The sequence below is a fragment of the Oricola indica genome, assembly GCF_965227485.1.
Taxonomy (GTDB): Bacteria; Pseudomonadota; Alphaproteobacteria; order Rhizobiales; family Rhizobiaceae; genus Oricola; species Oricola indica.
This window is the reverse complement of sequence record NZ_OZ245747.1, coordinates 2,002,925-2,020,607: the sequence shown is the minus strand read 5'-3', so window position 1 is coordinate 2,020,607 and position 17,683 is coordinate 2,002,925. Positions and strand designations below refer to the sequence as shown.

Genomic DNA, 17,683 nt, shown 5'->3' with positions numbered 1-17,683 from the left:
GTTTCACCACTGGAGAATTACATACAGCACTTCAAAACAACTTTTATACCTTGTCGCAAATGCCATTGAAAAACGCCGCCTTTTGGGGGTGGATCAGTCGCCGACTTCGTGTTTTGCTAAATGCATGTCGTAAACAGGCTTTCGTCAATTCGGTGAGCGGGTGACGCTCTTGATTGGGAAACCACACGTTTATGACCAAAGATACGATGTGATTTAGGGAGAACACATGTCGAAAAAGAACCAGAATCTTATCGACCGGATCGCCGAGGAAGCCCGCAAGGGTCGAATTTCGCGCCGGGATTTCATGCATTATTCGGTTGCCGCCGGTCTTACGGCGTCGACTGCGACAGGCCTCTGGACCACCAGTGCCGCAGCTCAACCCAAGAGCGGCGGCACTTTTCGTTGGGGCATCCATGACGGCAACACCTCCGACACCCACGACCCGGGCACCTATCTGACCCGCGTCATGATCTTCCTCGCCCATACCCATCGTTCCTATCTGACGATGATCAATGGCGACGGCTCGCTCGGACCGGATCTGGCCGACAGCTGGGAAGCGTCCGAAGACGCTTCGGAGTGGACCTTCAAACTGACCGAGAACGCCAGCTTCCACAGCGGCAAGAAGGTCACGGCGGACGATGTCATCGCCTCGCTCAACCACCATCGCGGCGACGATACCACTTCGGCGGCCAAAGCGCTTTTGACCGACGTGACCGACATCACCAAGGACGGCGACTATGTCGTCAAGGTCGCGCTGAGCCGCGGCAATGCGGACTTCCCGTGGCTGATGACCGACTATCATCTGGCGATCTGTCCGGCCAATGACGACGGCACGAGCGACTGGAAATCGGGCGATGGCTCCGGTCCCTACAAGATCGACAATGGCGAGTTCGGCGTACAGTTCAGCCTGAGCCGGCATGACGGCTGGCATCGCGAAGGCGCGTATTTCGACAAGGTCGAGATGATCACGCTCAACGATCCGAACGCCCGCCAGACCGCGCTCGTCACCGGCGACGTCGATTCCGTGTCGCAGGTCGATCTGAAGACGATGGCGCTGCTGCAGCGTGATCCGAACATCAACGTGCTCAACGTCCCGTCCGCGGGTGCGATCACCATGCCGATGTTCTGCGACACCGCGCCCTTCGACAATGTCGACGTCCGCAACGCGCTGAAACTTTCGATCGATCGCGACGATATTATCGAGAAGATCCTGTTCGGCGCCGCGACGAAGGGCAACGACTTCCACCATTCGCCAGCACAGCCCTACTGGCCCGACGACATTCCGCAGCGTGAATACGATCCGGACCAGGCCAAGTCGCTGCTCAAGAAGGCGGGCGCCGAAGGCCTCACCGTCAGCATTTCGACAGCCGACAGCGTCAGCGCCGGCGCTGTCGACATGGCGGTGCTTTACGCCGAGCAGGCAAAGGCCGCGGGCATCACCATCAATGTGGTGCGCGAGCCAAACGACGGATACTACTCCGATGTCTGGCTCAAGAAGCCGTTCTGCCTTGTCTCCTGGGGCGCGCGCCCGACGCCGGACGTGATGTACACGCTGGCCTACAAGGACGACGCCGCGTGGAACGAGTCCCATTGGCAGAACGAGCGTTTCAACGAGCTTCTGCTTCAGGCGAAGTCGGAACTTGACGACACGCTGCGTGCCGAGATGTACCGCGAAATGGCGATGCTGGCCCGCGACGACGGCGGCACGATCATTCCGTTCTTCAACAACTTCGTCTACGGCGCTCGCGCCAATGTCGGAACACCGGAAAACCTGGCGGCAAGCTGGGAAAGCGACGGCGCGCGCGCGGCGAGCCGCTGGTGGTTCAACGACTGACAAGCTACGGCCCGGCGCGACGACGCGCCGGGCCGACCCGCTTGTGGCCCATCCGGGAAAACAGTTTCAGCAGGGTCATGAGCAGACGCATTGCGGCGGCTATCCGTCCGTCATGCGATCGAATAGAGTATAACCGGCAAACTCAGCCGGAAATTATGTCTGGAGGGACAGATGGGGGATTTGACTAGCCTGGTCTTTAAGCGACTGGGGCTGGGATTGTTAACGCTTTTGGTCGTTTCAATCCTGATCTTCTTCGCGGTCGAACTCTTGCCCGGAGACATCGCGCAAGCGGTTCTGGGACAAGGCGCGACGGAAGAAACCGTAAACGCCATGCGCCAGCAGCTTGGCCTCGACCGCCCTGCCCCCGTGCGCTACCTCGATTGGCTTGCCGGCGCTGTTCAGGGTGATTTCGGCGTCTCCCTGGTTTCCGGAGACCGGGTCAGCTCCGCCATCAGCGAACGTTTCATCAACACGCTGTTCCTCGCCGCCTACGCGGCGGCCATCGCCGTTCCGATATCGATCGTTCTCGGCGTTGTCGTCGCCCTGCTTCGCAATACGCTTTTCGATCGCGTCGCGAACGTGCTGACCCTGACGTCGATCTCGTCGCCGGAGTTCTTCCTCGGCTACATCCTGATCCTCTACCTCTCGGTGAAGACCGGCATGTTCCCGGCTCTCGCCAGTCTGAAGAGCGATATGGGCTTTTTCGAACTTCTGCACCGAACGTTCCTGCCGGCGCTCACGCTCGTGCTCGTGGTGACCGCGCACATGATGCGCATGACCCGTGCCGCGATCATCAACCTTTTGGCGTCACCCTATATCGAGATGGCCCGGCTCAAGGGCACGCCGCCCTGGAAGGTTATCGTCAGACACGCCCTGCCGAACGCCTGGGCGCCCATTATCAACGTCGTGGCGCTGAACCTGGCCTATCTCATCACGGGTGTCGTGCTCGTGGAAGTCGTGTTCGTCTATCCTGGGATCGGCCAGCTTCTGGTCGACGCGGTCGCCAAGCGCGATTTCCCGATCGTGCAGGCCTGCTGCCTGATTTTCGCGGCGACGTTCATTCTTTTGAACCTTATGGCGGATGTCGGGGCAATCCTGACGAACCCGCGTCTGCGGCATCCGAAGTGAGGGCGGCGAAATGAGCATTTTTGTTATTGGATACTACGCTGCGCTGATCGCGGCCTCCTGCCTCGCGGCCTACTACAAGAAGCATGGTGCCTTCATGCTTCTGTTCTCGCTGACGCTCGTGTCGTTCATTATCGGCATCATCGGCGGCGTTCCGGCACTTCGCGCGGTCACCACCTTCGCCGGCGCACTGGCTCTGGCGGCGGGCACGTCCTACGCCTTCAAGGAGTTCCTGATCCTGATCTCGAAACCGGCGCTGGCCAAGGAGCTTCGCACGGCCCCGCTGACCGCCTCGTTCGGCATGTTCGTGATCTTCACCTATGCGATCGCCGCCATCTTCGCCCCGTGGATCGCGCCGCATGGCGAATCCGAGGTCATCTCCTCGGCATTCGCACCGCCGGACGAGAACATGCTTCTCGGCGCTGACCAGCTTGGACGCGATATCTTCAGCCGTATCATTTACGGCGCGCGAAACTCCGTCGGGCTCGCGCTCGTTGCAACGCTCCTCGCCTTCTTCATGGGCGCGTTCGCCGGGCTGATGGCAGCGGTCAAGGGCGGCTGGTTCGACCAGCTGATGGGCCGCCTCGCCGACGTCATCATGTCGATTCCCTCGCTCATCTTCGCGCTGCTCATGCTGTCGATCTTCGGCACCAATCTCGGTGTGATCGTGATCGTCGTGGCGGTTATCTACTCGCCCCGCGTGTTCCGCCTCACCCGCGCCGTCGCCGGCAACATCGTCGTGATGGATTACATCGAGGCGGCAAAGCTGCGCGGTGAAGGAGACTGGTACCTGATCCGACGGGAAATCCTGCCGAATTCCACGGCGCCTCTGGTGGCCGAGTTCGGTCTAGAATTCTGCTTCGTGTTCCTGCTGATCGCCGGTCTGAGCTTCCTCGGCCTCGGCATCCAGCCGCCGACCGCCGACTGGGGGTCGATGGTGCGCGAGAATGCGACGCTGATCTCGTTCGGCGACATCACACCCCTGATCCCCGCGGCAGCGATCGCCTTGCTGACGGTCGCCGTGAACTTCGTGGTCGACTGGATGCTGTTCCGGTCCTCTGGCCTGAAGGAGCAATAAGATGACCAAATTTTCCGACAAGGATGTCCTTCTCGAGATCCGGGACCTGAAAATCGAGGGCTACTCGGACGAGACCTGGGTACCCATCATCAAGGGCGTGGATCTGACGCTGCACCGCGGCGAAGTGATGGGGCTGATCGGCGAATCCGGTGCCGGCAAGTCAACGATCGGCGCTGCCGCCATGGGCTATGCCCGTGACGGCACGCGGATCTCCGACGGCTCCATCGAGTTCGACGGCATGGAACTGACAACGGCGACCGAGTCGGAAAGGCGCGCCCTTCGCGGCTCCCGGATCGCTTATGTGGCCCAGTCGGCCGCCGCGTCGTTCAACCCCGCGCACAAGATCATCGACCAGCACACCGAAGCGCCGGTCCACTACCGGATCCAGAAACGGATGGAAGCGCAGGAAGACGCGATGGAGCTCTATGAGCGCCTGCGTCTGCCCAACCCGCAGGAAATCGGCTTCCGCTACCCGCACCAGGTGTCGGGCGGCCAGCTTCAGCGGGCGATGACCGCCATGGCGATGGCCTGCCGGCCCGACCTGATCATTTTCGACGAGCCGACGACCGCGCTCGACGTGACGACGCAGATCGAGGTTCTGGCCGCAATCCGCGACATCGTCGACCAGTTCAACACGGCGGCGATCTACATCACACACGACCTGGCGGTCGTCGCGCAGATGGCCGACACGATCAAGGTGCTGCTCCGCGGCGAGGAAGTCGAGGAGGCTCCGACGGAGCAGATGCTCGACAACCCGCAGGAAGACTACACCAAGAGCCTGTGGGCGGTGCGCAGCTTCCAGCGGCCGCAGAAGTCGCGCCCTACCGACGGCACATTGCCGGTCATTTCGGTCAAGAATGTCGATGCGGCCTATACGGGCGGCGTCAAGGTTCTCGACGATGTCTCGTTCGACGTCTATCCGGGCATGACCGTGGCCGTCGTCGGCGAATCCGGCTCGGGCAAATCGACCACCGCGCGCGTGATTACCGGCCTGCTTCCGCCGTCGAGCGGCGAAGTCCTGTTCAAGGGCGAACCGCTGCCGCCGCGCTACCAGGACCGCAAGCGCGACCAGCTCCGCCAGGCGCAGATGATCTACCAGATGGCCGATACCGCCTTGAATCCCAAGGTGCGGATCAACGAGATCATCGGGCGGCCCGCGCAGTTCTATTCAGGTCTCAGGGGACAGGCGCTCAAGCAGAGGGTCGATGAACTGCTCGACCTGATCGAACTCGAGCCCGCGAAGTTCTACAACCGCTATCCGCCGGAACTTTCGGGCGGCCAGAAACAGCGTATCGGCATAGCCCGGGCGCTTGCGGCCGAACCGGATTTCATCATCTGCGACGAGGTGACCAGCGCACTCGACCAGCTGGTGGCGGAAGGCATCCTGAAGCTTCTCGACAGGCTCCAGAAGGAACTCGGCCTCGCCTATATGTTCATCACCCACGATCTCGCGACCGTGCGTTCAATCGCCGACGAAGTCGTCGTGATGCAGAACGGCAAGGTGGTCGAACAGGGGCCGAAGGAAGAGATGTTCACGCCGCCGCATCATCCTTACACCGACCTGCTTCTCTCGTCGGTGCCGGAGATGGACCCGAACTGGCTGACCACCCTGCTCGAAGAGCGCGGTGTCGACAACATCGGAGACGCCGCGGACGTTTGACGTCCGCGGTGCCGGAATTCGTTCGGTAAAGTGGGATTGATCCGGCCGCTTCGGCGGCCGGCAAATCACATGATGGCCATTGCCGTGCCGGCCATCGTTCCAACGATGGCGAGATACACGATGGCCAATGCAGGCAGACTCCCACTGCGGTTGCGATATTCGCGGATAAGATCGTCGCGTGTCAGCATTTCAATCTCCTACCGGCTCGGGAATGGGAGGTCATCGTTCTCCCCGGCACCTATGCCATTCAAATCGCCATTTCAAGCATAATTCCGGGAAAAACTATGCGCATTCAGTAAAGCTGGGTTGCGCATGGTGAACCCCTCTCGCCAACACGTATCACACAGGCGTTAATATTGCCTTCATGCAATGGCCCCGCGGCCGGAACCGCTTGGCTTAAGTATTTGTTTCATTGAACAAATGCGCCTGTCCCGGATCGAAACCCAGCGCGATATCGGTGCCCAGTTCAAGCGGCCGGTCTTCGGCCAAAGCCGCGACGATGCGCCCGCCCCGCGTCAGTTCGACATTGACGACGGTTTCGGTGCCCAGCCGTTCCACCAGCGCGACCTTGCCGTGCAGTGCGCCCGCATGGGTGTCGGGCGCCACGGAAAGGTATTGCGGACGAATCCCCAGCTTCGCTTTCGAATTGGCGGTAAAGGCCTCGCCCACCCCCGGCAGCTTGACCGGATCGAGCGCCGGCGCCTTCACGGTCACACCATCGGCGGATTGGTCCAGCACCTCGACATCCATGAAATTCATCGCGGGAGAGCCGATGAAACCGGCAACGAAGAGGTTCGCCGGATTGTGATAGAGATCCATCGGCGCGCCGATCTGCTGCACGATCCCGTCGCGCAGCACAACGATCTTGTCCGCCAGCGTCATCGCCTCGACCTGGTCATGCGTGACATAGACCATCGTGGCACTCAAATGCTTGTGCAGCTTGCCGATCTCCATACGCATGTCCATCCGCAGCGCGGCGTCGAGATTGGACAGCGGTTCGTCGAACAGGAAGACCTCGGGATCGCGCACGATCGCACGGCCGATGGCGACGCGCTGGCGTTGCCCACCGGACAATTGCGACGGCCGGCGGTCGAGCAGATGCTCCATCTGGAGAATGCGCGCCGCTTCCAGCGCCTTGCGATCCTTCTCTTCCTTCGAGGCGCCGGCGATGGTCAGGCCGAAGGCGACGTTCTCGCGCACCGACATGTGCGGAAAGATCGCGTATGTCTGGAAGACCATCGCGATCCCGCGATCCTTCGGCTGTACGTCGTTGACCACCCGGCCGCCGATTTCCAGCGTTCCCGACGTGATATCCTCCAGCCCGGCGATCATGCGCAGCAAGGTCGATTTCCCGCAGCCCGACGGCCCGACGAAGACGACGAATTCGCCGTCCTCGATCTCGATGTCGACGCCCTTGATGACCTCGACATTGCCGTAGCTCTTGCGCACCTGTTTCAGCGATACGTCCGCCATGACTTCCTCCTCAGGCCGCCGGACCGGCCGGCGAGACCACTTTCAACAATCCGTCTTCGTCGATGATGACCGGCTCCGGATCCATGATATGGCCGACGAAGCCCTTGCCCTCCGGGCGGTCGGCAAAACCCATGATCATCATGCCCGTATCGGTATGAACGATTCGCGCGGCGTAGCGCCGGCATGGCCGCGCGCCGTCGAGAAACGGGCCGGGCGCGATCCGCCAGGGCCCGCGCGGATCGTCGGCTATCAGGTAATGCGTTCCCGTGACCGGACCGCCCGGCGTGGCCTCCGCCTGGTCCTTGGAAAAATGCTCCGCCGCCGTACAGAACAGGCAGTACCACCGGCCATTCTTTTCGAAGACCTCCGGCACCTCCAACTGGCCGAAACCGCCGATGAAGACCGGCTCCTGCAATGTCCATTGATGGAGATCGGGCGAAGTGGCGAAACCGATCGCGCCACCGCCATTCGGCTCCGCGATGCCGGGAGCGCGCGCGGTGAAATACATCAGCCACCCGTCTCCCGCCGGATCGCGCATCACCCACGGGTCACGCATCGCGCGGTCGTGCCAGAATCCCTGCGCGTGATCGACCTCATAGGCCTCCGCCGTCGGTCCGGCCAAGTCGAGGCACAGGCCGTCGCCAACCCGTTTCCAGCTGTGCAAATCCCGCGACGTAGCATGACCGATGCGCTGGATCAGGCCGTCCTCGGCATGACAGGTGCCGGTGTAGAACAGGTGCCAAAGCCCTTCATCGTCGCGCACGACCGAGCCCGTCCATGTCGTGTAATCGTCCCAGGCCGGCCTGTCCGCCGGGGCGAAACAGGTGCCCAGATGCGACCAGTTCGACAGGTCCGTGCTGGTCGCATGGCCCTGGCTGACATTCCAGTGCCGCAAATCCGGGTCTTCGAGCGCCTTGTCCGCCTGCAGGAAGAAGGCGTGCCAGCTATCGCCGTCGCGAACATACCAGCTGTCCCAGATCCACTTGTCGTCGAGCGCCAAAACCATGATTGAACGTGTTTCCTTTCGGGTAAGCGTCAGCCTTTGACGCCGGTCGATGCGATCGAGGCGATAAAGGCGCGTTGAAGGACGAGATAGAACGCCAGCACCGGTATGGTGATCACGGAGAGATAGGCCATCACCTCGCCCCAGGCGACGTTGAGCTGGAAGAAATAGCCGAGCCCGACCATGATCGGCCGATGCGCCTCGTCCTGGACGACGATCAGCGGCCACAGATATTGCTCGTTATACATCTTCAGCGATTTCAGGATCGCCGCGGTCGCCAGAACCGGGCCAGACAGCGGCATCACCACACGGCGATAGATTTGCCACCACGACGCCCCCTCTGCACGCGCCGCTTCGATCAGTTCGCGCGGCAAGTCCTTGAAAAACTGCACAAAGAGAAAGACCGTCAGCGCATCCGCGATCCACGGCACGATCTGCACGTGATAGGTATTCAGCCAGCCGAACTCGATCCCCTCCATGCCGACCCATGGCAGCCGCGACACCCATAAAAGAAGCGGAATGGCGATCGTCTCGAACGGTATGATCAGCGTCGCCAGAATCACCCAAAGGACGATGCCGCTCCCCTTCCAGTTGAGATAGGTGAACGAGAACGCCGCCAGCGAACACAAGAACAGCGATGCGCAGACGGTCACCAAGGTGATGAAAATCGAATTGAAGACGAACAGGCCGATCGGCGCGCGCCGGAAGGCCGCCGCATAGTTTTCGAGACTGATGTCGCCGACCGGCAGGAAGGCGCGCAACGACGAGGTGTCGCTGAGAAGTTGCGCCGTCGGCTTGAGCGACGAAACCAGCATGAACACCAGCGGGAACATGAAGACGAGCGCGACCAGGATCAGAACCAGATAGCGCACGGCCAGTCGCAGGCCGTGATTGTCCTGTGTAACGATTGCCATTACGCCTTCTCCCGCGTCAGGTAGCGCTGCAGCAGCGAGATGGCGAGAACGACCAGGAACAGGATCACCGAGATCGTCGATCCGCCTGAAATGTCCTGCTTGCCATAGCCGCGTTCGACGGCCTGGAAGACCAGCGTCTGGGTGGAATCAAGCGGACCGCCATTGGTCATCACATCGACCTGCGCAAAGACCGCGAAGGACTGCATGGTAATGACGATCAGCACGAGAACCGCCGTGTTGCGCAGCCCCGGCCACGTCACATAGCGGAATGCCTGCCACTTCGACGCGCCCTCGATCTCGGCCGCCTCGTAGAGCGTCGGCGAGATGGTCTGAAGCCCGGACAGCCAGATCACCATGTGGAACCCGACCGCCTGCCAGATCGACATGGCGATGATAGACCCCAGCGCCGTGTCGGTATTGCCGAGCCAGTCCACCGGCTCGAACAATCCGAAGGTCAGCCCCTGCAGGATATTGTTCAACAGCCCGTCATTGCCGTCATAGATGAAACGCCAGAGCAGCGACACGACCACGATCGACACCACGACCGGCATGAAAAAAACCGTTCGGAAGACATTGATTCCACGCAGTTTCTGATTGATCAGCAGTGCCAGGCAAAGCGCCAGCCCGCCCTGCACGGGCGCCACGACGAACACGAAAGTGAGCGTGTTGACCAGCGCCTTCATGAAGATCACGTCGCCCGCGATCACCACCCGCGCATTGTTGCCCGATTGCCATCGAAACCATTCGCGCATGCCGCGATATTGAGGATAGTCGTCGCTGCGCGTGATGGTGCGCACGCGCGGATATTCCGGCTGCCCTTCCTCGTCGCGCACGATATTGCCGCCGTTGTCGCGCTCCGGTTCGAGCGTGATCACGGCAAGCCCGAGCAGGCTCTCATAGTTTTCGAAGCCGACATATTCGGTCGGATTGGGCGAGATCAGCCGCTGGTTCGTCAGGGAAAATCCGAAGGCGAGGAAAAACGGCACGATGATGAAAAGCGCGATCAGACCGACCGCAGGCAGCGCGAACAGCCAGCCCGTGCGGTTCGATGTCGTCAGTTTCGATGTCATGACCGTCCTCCGCCCTTGAAAGTCAGGCGGGCCGCGCCGGAAACGCGGCCCGCCATCGCATCGGCTTAGTGGCCGTAGCCGCTGTTCTTCTCGATGTCGGCGTCGATCTCGTCGACGGCGGCATCCAGCGTGTCGGCCACGTCAGCGCCATTGGCGATGTCCGCGAGCGTCTTCGTGAAGACCTTGGACTGGACCACGTAGCCCGGCGTCACCGGACGCAGGACGGCCTGCTCCTCGGAAAGCGCGAAGAATGCTTCAAGCGGTCCGCCCTCCGCGTAGTTCTTGGTCATCTTGGCGGCGCTCGGCGTGGACGGGATCAGGCCAATCGCATCGGAAAACGCGGCGAGATACTCGTCCTGCAGCGCGAACTCGATGAACTGTGCCGCGCCGTCCGCATGTTCGGAGGTCGCCGAGATGCCGAACTGCCAGGAACCGCCGCCGATCTTGTTGCCCTCGCCGAAATCGGGCGCCGGCAGGAAGACGACGTCATCGACCTCGTCGAGCGTCGCCACCGCGCGCCAGTTGCCGTTCCACTGGAAGGCGAAATCGCCCTCGATGAAGCCGCGCTGCTGGTCGGCCGGGTCCTCGCTGGTGCCGGGCGCATAGCCCTCGGTGAAAAGCGACTGCCACCATTCGCCGAATGCCAGTCCGGCATCGCCGTTCAGCACGCCCTCGGCGGTCTGGTAGGTCTCGCGGTCGACGATGCCGCCGCCATAGGACCACAGGAACGGCGCGAAGGCATACGGATACCATTCGCCCTGGTCGTTCATGCCGAGATCGAGGGCGAACTTGTAGTTTCCGCTGTCCTTGGCGGCCTTGAGCGCGGCCATGAACTCATCACTGGTCCAAGGCTCGTCCAGCGTCGGACGGCGCAGGCCAAGTTCCTCGAGGGTCGACTCGCGGGCATAGAGCGCCACGGCGGCATCCCAAAGGCCGATGGAATAGAGCTTGCCATCCCAGTAGCCCTTGGTGCCCGGCAGGAAGTCGGCGATTGCGCTCTCATCGATGGGAAGCGGCTGCATATAGCCGGACCAAGCCCAGTTCGGCATGATCGGCCCATCGACATCGATGATGTCGGGAAGGTTGCCGGCCAGCGCCGCCGCGACGATGGAGTCGTTGTAGGATCCCTGCGGGAAGCTCTCCAGAACGACTTCCCAGTCCTCCTGGCTGGCATTGAAGTCATCGACGATCTGATTGATCAACTTCGATTCCACCTCGTTGCCGGCGCCGTGATACCACATGCTCAATTCGGTCTGTGCGAGCGCCGCGTGCGACAGCGACACGGATGCGAGCAATGCAGTGGCGAAAATGGATGTCTTTCTCATGAGTACTCCTCCTCGGTGACAGAAACGGGAAATCATCCCGCAGAGGCGCGTTCGTCTCTCACGGTGACCGATTGGCGCCAGACAACCGGACCGCTGATCAGTGGCGGGGAATCCGGTTCGACCGGCCCCTCCGTGCGCAGGCGCTGCAGCAGCATTCGCGCCGCCGTCTCGCCCATTGCCTGATAGGGAAGCACCGCCGTCGTGAGCGGCGGATAAAGCGTTTCGGAAATAAGCTTGTAGTCGTCGAAGCCGGCGACTGAGATGTCGTCGGGGACCGCGATGCCCCGGCTGCGCAGGATGCCGTAGACCTGCAGCGCCATGCGGTCGTTGCCGCAGCACAGGACCGTCGGCGGCTCCTCCAGTTGCATCATCCGGTCGATGGCCTCGCCGATCAGGACGTTTTCGCGCGGTCCGCTGTGATGCAGGCCGGCCGCGACCACCAGCGCCGGATCATAGGCAATCCCGGCTTCCTCCAGCGCGTCGCGATAGCCCGCATTGCGCAAACCGCAAGCGACCAGGTCCTCCGGCAGCGTCAGGAACCCGATACGGCGGTGGCCGGCTTCGATCAGCCGCGCGACCAGCGCGCGCTGACCGAGCCGGTCGTCCGGGAGGACGCAGGGTGTCCCCGTCTTGTCGAAGCAGTTGACGAGGATCATGGTTTCGCCCCGCGCGCTGTCCGGCAGGACGACCTCGCGGTGGTAATCGGCAACGTAGATCAGCCCCTCGACGCGATGCTGCGCGAAGGTGCGCGTCAGTTCGCCGATCTTCGCCGGATCGCCGCCAGTATCCGAGATAAGCAGCGTCAGGCCGGCTTCGGCGAGGACCCGCTGGATCCCCTGCACGATAATCAGGTCCGGAAGACCGGAGGATTCGGGCGATGACGGGCTGGTGCTGATGGCGCCGGTGATCAGGCCGACAAGGCCGGTCTTGTTGGAGCGCATGGCGCGCGCCGCGCGGGACGGCACATAGCCGAGCTCGCCCATCGCGGCTTTGACGGCGTCGCGCGTACGCACATTGACCGGCGCGTCTCCATTCATTACGCGCGACACGGTCTTCGGCGATACGCCGGCCTTCCTGGCAACATCATAGATGGTCGCCAAACGCTCCTCCCGTTCATCCATCGGCATTATGACACCGATGTCATGACATCGGTGTCATAGCGAAAGCAAAATCGAATTGCAAGCTTACGGAGTTCCCGTCGGGCCCGTGAAAGTCAGTGAAAGCGCTGGAGAGCCTGCCCGATCGGCAGGAAACGACTGGGGTCAGCAGATGCGCGGAAGCTGCTCGCCGACCAGCATGTCGACGATGCGGCCTCCGCCGAACAGCGTTTGCATCACCACGATGCGCGGATGGCTTTCGACGGCCCTGCCGATGATCGTCGCATCGCGGCCCGCCGGCGTCGAACGCATCGCGGCAAGCACCGCATCGGCCTTCTCCGGCGGCGCAAAAAGCACCAGCGTGCCTTCATTGGCGAGATAGAGCGGGTCGAGACCCAAAATCTCGCAAACCCCCTTCACTGCCGCGCGCAGAGGAATGCCGGCCTCTTCGATCTCGACGCCGATACCGGCAGCATCCGCGATCTCGTTGAGCGCCGAGGCCAGCCCGCCGCGCGTCGCGTCACGGGCGCAGCGCACGTCGGGCGCCACCGCGATGACGGCTTCCATCAGAGCGTTGAGCGGCCGGCAATCGGACTCGATTTCGGCCGACAGCGCCATGTCGCCGCGCGCCGCCAGGATCGCCGCCCCGTGATCACCGAGCACGCCGTTGACGATGGCGACATCGCCGGGACGCACATTGCGCGCCGCGAGATCGCGGCCCGCCGGAATGACCCCGACACCCGACGTGGTGACGAAGAGCTTGTCCGCCGATCCCCTGCCGACCACCTTCGTGTCGCCGGTGACGATGCGCACGCCCGCTTCGTCCGCCGCCGCGCGCATCGACGCCACGACCCGGCGCAGGAGCGAGACCTCGACGCCCTCCTCGATGATAAAGGCCGCAGACAGCCAGAGCGGTTTCGCCCCGCCGACGGCCAGATCGTTGACCGTCCCGCACACGGCGATCTTGCCGATGTCGCCACCCGGAAACTCGATCGGATCGACGACGAAACTGTCGGTGGTAAAGGCCAGCGTCGCGCCATCCTCGCGCAGGGCAGCGTCGGTCAGCCGGGCCTGATCCTCCATATCCGCCGGTTCGAAAACGGAGGTGAAAACATCCTCGATCAGGTCGCGCATGGCCTTGCCGCCTCCGCCATGGGCCAGCGTGATCGTGTCCGCCTTGAGGGTGCGGCCGGCGCGGGCGGTCGCCGGGCCGGATTGCAGCGTCATTGCGCCGCCTCGAGCCGGGCGCCGCCATACTGGTAATAGGCCGCGCATGCGCCCTCGGACGAAACCATCAGCGCGCCCAGCGGCGTTTCCGGCGTGCACCCGGCGCCGAATTGCGGGCACTGCAACGGCTTGATGCGGCCGGTCATCACGTCACCGCAACGACACCCTTCCGGCTCCTCGATCGACCGGCTCGATGCGCCGTAGCCGATGCCGAATTTCCGCTCCGCGTCGAAAGCGGCATATTTTTCCCGGATCTTAAGCCCCGAAGCGTCGATCTCGCCCAGCCCGCGCCATTCGAAGCGATCGCGCTTCTCATAGACGTCGTCGCAGGCGGCAATGCTGGCGGGATTGCCCTCATCCGGCACGACACGCGCATACTGGTTCTCCACCTCGGCCCGCCCGTCGCGAATCTGTTCGAGAACCATGAGGACGGATTGCAGCAGGTCGAGCGGCTCGAAGCCTGCGACGACGATCGGCTTGCCGTAGTCCCGCGCGATGAAATCATACGGGCGAACCCCGATCACCATGGAGACATGCCCCGGACCGACGAACCCGTCGAGCCTCATCTCCGGATCGTCGAGCAGCGCCTTGATCGGCGGCGGCACGGTGATGTGGTTGCAGAACACCGTGAAGTTCTCCAACCCCTCGCTCGCCGCCTGCTGGATCGAAAACGCCGTCGACGGCGTGGTCGTCTCGAAGCCGAGACCGAAGAACACGACCTCGCGGGCAGGGTTGCGCCGCGCCAGTTCCAGCGCGTCGAGCGGCGAATAGACCATGCGGATATCGCAGCCGTCCGCCTTAGCCTGCATCAGCGATTTCCGGGTACCCGGCACGCGCATCGCGTCGCCGAACGTGCACAGGATGACTCCCGGCTGCTCCGCGAGTTGGACGCATTCGTCGACCCGGCTCATCGGCAGAACACAGACCGGACATCCCGGCCCGTGGATAAACTCGATTCCCGGCGGGGTCAGCTTGTCGAGCCCGTAGCGGAAAATCGCGTGCGTATGGCCGCCGCATATTTCCATGATGTGGAGCGGCTTGTCCGCCGTCGCGCCGATCGCGTCGGTAACCGCCTCGATCTTCGCGAGAAGCCCCCTCGCCGCCACCGGATCGCGGAATTCTTCCGCATATTTCATTCGGCGGCCTCCGGCGTGTCGCCGGCAAGCATCGCTTCGGACGCCATCATCGCGTCGATCTCTTCCTGCGCCTCGCCGAACATGCGCAGCACTTCCAGCGTCTTCGCCGCCTCCTCCTCGTCGATGCGGCTCATCGCGAAGCCGACATGGACCAGCGTCCACACGCCGACGAGATCCTCCATCGCGTCATCCTCGATGATCGGCGCGACATTGACCTCGCGCCGGACACCCGACACGTCGACAACCGCCAGCTTGCGGTCAGCATCAGAAATCTCAACGATCAGTCCGGGAATTCCGAGGCACATGAGCCTTCTCCTGTTCGGACAACGTGGCAACTGCGACGGCGGCCTGACCAAGCGACAGCCCGCCATCATTGGCCGGCACTCTCGAATGGCTGATCACGTGAAGACCCGCGTCCTTCAGGCCGTCCTCCACCAGTGTTAACAGGATCGCATTCTGAAAACACCCGCCGGAAAGCGCGACTGTGCCGATTTCCGTCCCGGTTGCGAGTTGTTTGGCCATGGCGATGATCGCCTTGGCCAGGCCGCGATGAAACCGCGCCGAGATGATGCCGACCGGCGTGCCCGACGCGAGATCGCCGAGCATGGCGCGCCATACGGCGCCCGGATCGATCTGCGGAAGACCGTTCTCGCCACGCGGCGCGATCGCGAACGGATAGGCCTGTCCGGCCTCTTCATCCATCGCCGCCGGGTCGGGCGCGGCCTCGAACAGCATAGCCGCCTGCCCCTCATAGTCCTGCCGCTCCGGGCACAATCCGACCAGGGCCGCCGCGGCATCGAACAGCCGCCCACAGGATGACGACAACGGACTGTTGGTGCCGGTTCGTATCATCGCCTCCAGCGTATCGCGCGGCTTGGCGTCCAGCATTGCGAAGACATCGAGGCCGGCAAACTGGCCGGCGAACGCGTCCCAGCCCATGCCCGCCATGATCTGTGCGTAAAGATTGCGCCAGGGTTCGCGGACGGCTGCGGCGGCGCCCGGCAGGGCCACGGGCTTCAGCGACGCGAGGCGCTCATGGCCGCGATAGGTGCAGGCGAGAAACTCGCCGCCCCAGATCGTGCCGTCATCGCCCAGCCCGAGACCGTCCATCGCGATCCCGAGCACCGGCCCCGCATCGAGCGGCAAATCGTTTTCCGCCATGCAGGCGGCGATATGGGCGTGATGGTGCTGAACCTCGATCACCCGGCGCTCGCCTGCCATCGCAAGGCCGCGCTTGGTCGAGAGATAGTCGGGATGCCGGTCGACCGCGAAGACTGTCGGCGCGTGCTCGTAGAGGTCGCGATAGAGCGCCAGATTGTGCTCCACATCGGCGTGGACCGCCGCATTCTCGAGATCGCCCATATGCTGGCTCACCACCGCCTGCCCGTCCTTGACAAGGCAAAACGTGTTTTTCAGTTCCGAGCCGAGCGCCAGCACCTGGACCGTATCGTCGAATCCGTCCGGCAATGCGATGGGCTTCGGCGCATACCCGCGTGCACGGCGCAGCATGCGAGGCTTTCCCGTGACGACGACGGCGACGCCGTCGTCGATCCGGTTGGCAATATCGCGGTTATGCATGAGCGCGAGGTCGGCCACGCCCGCGAGCCTCTTTCGCGCGTCGTCATTGGCGGTGCATTGCGGCTCGCCGGAAATATTGCCGGACGTCATCACGACCGGGCGATCGATCCCCTGCAGCATCAGATGATGCATCGGCGTGTGGGGCAGCATGAAACCGAGCCGGTTCAGCCCCGGCGCCACCGCATCGGGCAATGTTTCGCCCCGCGCCCGAAGCAACACGACTGGCGCTGACGGCGAGATCAGAAGCGCCTCCTCCTCCGCGCCGAGATTCGCATGGCGCCGAATGACATCGAGATCGCGCGCCATCAGCGCAAATGCCCTGCTTTTCCGCCTCTTCCTCTCGCGCAGCCGCACGACCACATCGGCGCGCGTGGCGTCGCAAGCGAGATGGAACCCGCCAATCCCTTTCACCGCCACGATCCGGCCTTCCAGGATCGCATCGCAGGCGGCTCCCAGAGCGTCCTCCGTTTCGAGCCTTTCACCAGGCACTGCGTGGTCGCCCAACCGTTCGATCCAGACTTCCGGTCCACAGACCGCACACGCGATCGGCTGGGCATGAAACCGCCGGTCGGCCGGATCGCCATATTCCGCCGCGCATGTCTCGCACATCGCGAAATCGCGCATGGTCGTGCGTGCACGATCATAGGGCGCACCCCGGACAATGGAAAAGCGTGGGCCGCAATTGGTGCAGTTGGTGAAGGGGTAACGAAAGCGATGCGCGCCCGGATCGCGAATTTCCTCGAGGCATTCCGGGCAGGTCGCGGCGTCGGGCGTGACGCTCGACCGCATCCGACCGCTTGCCGACGACAGGATATCGAACCCCGCCGGCGCAGGCCCGGAGATCGGCGTTCGTTCCAGGGACTCGATTTCGGCAAGAGCCGGCAGCTCCGCGCGCAAACGCTCGACGAACACGGCGCGGCCTTCGCCCCACAGGCGGATTTCCACACCATCGCCCGTATTGCGCACATCGCCGGCAAGGCCCAGTTCATGCGCCAGCCGCCACACGGCCGGCCGGAAACCCACGCCCTGAACCTGCCCCCGGATGACCAGACGCTCACCCGTCATGCCAGGTCCAGCCGCCACGACGCGTCGCGGTGTGAGAGGCATTCGGCTTCGAAAGGCGCGGATGGCAATTCACGATCAGTGTCCCGTCCGTCGAGATG

General features: G+C 63.0%; 15 protein-coding genes. 4 read left to right on the top strand and 11 right to left on the bottom strand.

Annotated features, from left to right (window positions below):
• Nucleotides 1–226: 226 nt before the first annotated feature.
• From ACQK2M_RS10245 to ACQK2M_RS10230, 4 genes are all read left to right on the top strand, one after another.
• The gene (locus tag ACQK2M_RS10245; protein WP_425417713.1) at nucleotides 227–1,834 is read left to right on the top strand and encodes an ABC transporter substrate-binding protein; all 1,608 of its coding nucleotides are present in this window, start codon (nucleotides 227–229) and stop codon (nucleotides 1,832–1,834) included.
• A 171-nt stretch (nucleotides 1,835–2,005) separates the two neighbouring features.
• Nucleotides 2,006–2,962, top strand: coding sequence for an ABC transporter permease (locus ACQK2M_RS10240; RefSeq protein ID WP_223475563.1), 957 nt, complete (start codon nucleotides 2,006–2,008; stop codon nucleotides 2,960–2,962).
• A gap of 10 nt (nucleotides 2,963–2,972) precedes the next feature.
• Complete coding sequence (locus ACQK2M_RS10235) at nucleotides 2,973–4,037, top strand: ABC transporter permease (protein ID WP_274384717.1); 1,065 nt, start codon at nucleotides 2,973–2,975, stop codon at nucleotides 4,035–4,037.
• A gap of 1 nt (nucleotide 4,038) precedes the next feature.
• A complete protein-coding gene (locus ACQK2M_RS10230) occupies nucleotides 4,039–5,697 on the top strand; it encodes an ABC transporter ATP-binding protein (RefSeq protein WP_223475564.1) in 1,659 nt (552 codons plus the stop codon).
• Between the two features lie 65 nt (nucleotides 5,698–5,762).
• Here ACQK2M_RS10230 and ACQK2M_RS10225 read toward each other — a convergent pair whose 3' ends face one another.
• From ACQK2M_RS10225 to hypF, 11 genes are all read right to left on the bottom strand, one after another.
• Complete coding sequence (locus ACQK2M_RS10225; RefSeq protein WP_274384718.1) at nucleotides 5,763–5,885, bottom strand: hypothetical protein; 123 nt, start codon at nucleotides 5,883–5,885, stop codon at nucleotides 5,763–5,765.
• Nucleotides 5,886–6,093: 208 nt separating this feature from the next.
• A complete protein-coding gene (locus ACQK2M_RS10220; protein WP_223475565.1) occupies nucleotides 6,094–7,170 on the bottom strand; it encodes an ABC transporter ATP-binding protein in 1,077 nt (358 codons plus the stop codon).
• A gap of 10 nt (nucleotides 7,171–7,180) precedes the next feature.
• The gene (locus tag ACQK2M_RS10215; RefSeq protein WP_223475566.1) at nucleotides 7,181–8,176 is read right to left on the bottom strand and encodes a hypothetical protein; all 996 of its coding nucleotides are present in this window, start codon (nucleotides 8,174–8,176) and stop codon (nucleotides 7,181–7,183) included.
• Nucleotides 8,177–8,205: 29 nt separating this feature from the next.
• Nucleotides 8,206–9,087, bottom strand: a complete 882-nt coding sequence (locus tag ACQK2M_RS10210; RefSeq protein ID WP_425417712.1) for a carbohydrate ABC transporter permease — start codon at nucleotides 9,085–9,087, stop codon at nucleotides 8,206–8,208.
• Nucleotides 9,087–10,157, bottom strand: coding sequence for a carbohydrate ABC transporter permease (locus ACQK2M_RS10205; RefSeq protein ID WP_425417711.1), 1,071 nt, complete (start codon nucleotides 10,155–10,157; stop codon nucleotides 9,087–9,089). Before ACQK2M_RS10205 ends, ACQK2M_RS10210 begins: the two co-directional genes overlap by 1 nt.
• Before the next feature lie 65 nt (nucleotides 10,158–10,222).
• A complete protein-coding gene (locus ACQK2M_RS10200; RefSeq protein ID WP_425417710.1) occupies nucleotides 10,223–11,482 on the bottom strand; it encodes an ABC transporter substrate-binding protein in 1,260 nt (419 codons plus the stop codon).
• Nucleotides 11,483–11,514: 32 nt separating this feature from the next.
• Complete coding sequence (locus ACQK2M_RS10195) at nucleotides 11,515–12,582, bottom strand: LacI family DNA-binding transcriptional regulator (protein WP_223475570.1); 1,068 nt, start codon at nucleotides 12,580–12,582, stop codon at nucleotides 11,515–11,517.
• A gap of 162 nt (nucleotides 12,583–12,744) precedes the next feature.
• Nucleotides 12,745–13,806 carry a hydrogenase expression/formation protein HypE gene (gene hypE / locus ACQK2M_RS10190; RefSeq protein WP_425417709.1) on the bottom strand — a complete coding sequence of 354 codons (1,062 nt, stop codon included), beginning with the start codon at nucleotides 13,804–13,806 and terminating at the stop codon, nucleotides 12,745–12,747.
• Nucleotides 13,803–14,942, bottom strand: coding sequence for a hydrogenase formation protein HypD (gene hypD / locus ACQK2M_RS10185; RefSeq protein ID WP_425417708.1), 1,140 nt, complete (start codon nucleotides 14,940–14,942; stop codon nucleotides 13,803–13,805). The genes hypE and hypD overlap by 4 nt, the downstream gene beginning before the upstream one ends.
• Nucleotides 14,939–15,247, bottom strand: a complete 309-nt coding sequence (gene hypC, locus ACQK2M_RS10180; RefSeq protein ID WP_223475573.1) for a HypC/HybG/HupF family hydrogenase formation chaperone — start codon at nucleotides 15,245–15,247, stop codon at nucleotides 14,939–14,941. Before hypC ends, hypD begins: the two co-directional genes overlap by 4 nt.
• Nucleotides 15,216–17,585: a carbamoyltransferase HypF gene (gene hypF, locus ACQK2M_RS10175; RefSeq protein WP_425417707.1), complete on the bottom strand. Its 2,370-nt coding sequence runs from the start codon at nucleotides 17,583–17,585 to the stop codon at nucleotides 15,216–15,218. The genes hypC and hypF overlap by 32 nt, the downstream gene beginning before the upstream one ends.
• Between the last annotated feature and the right edge of the window lie 98 nt (nucleotides 17,586–17,683).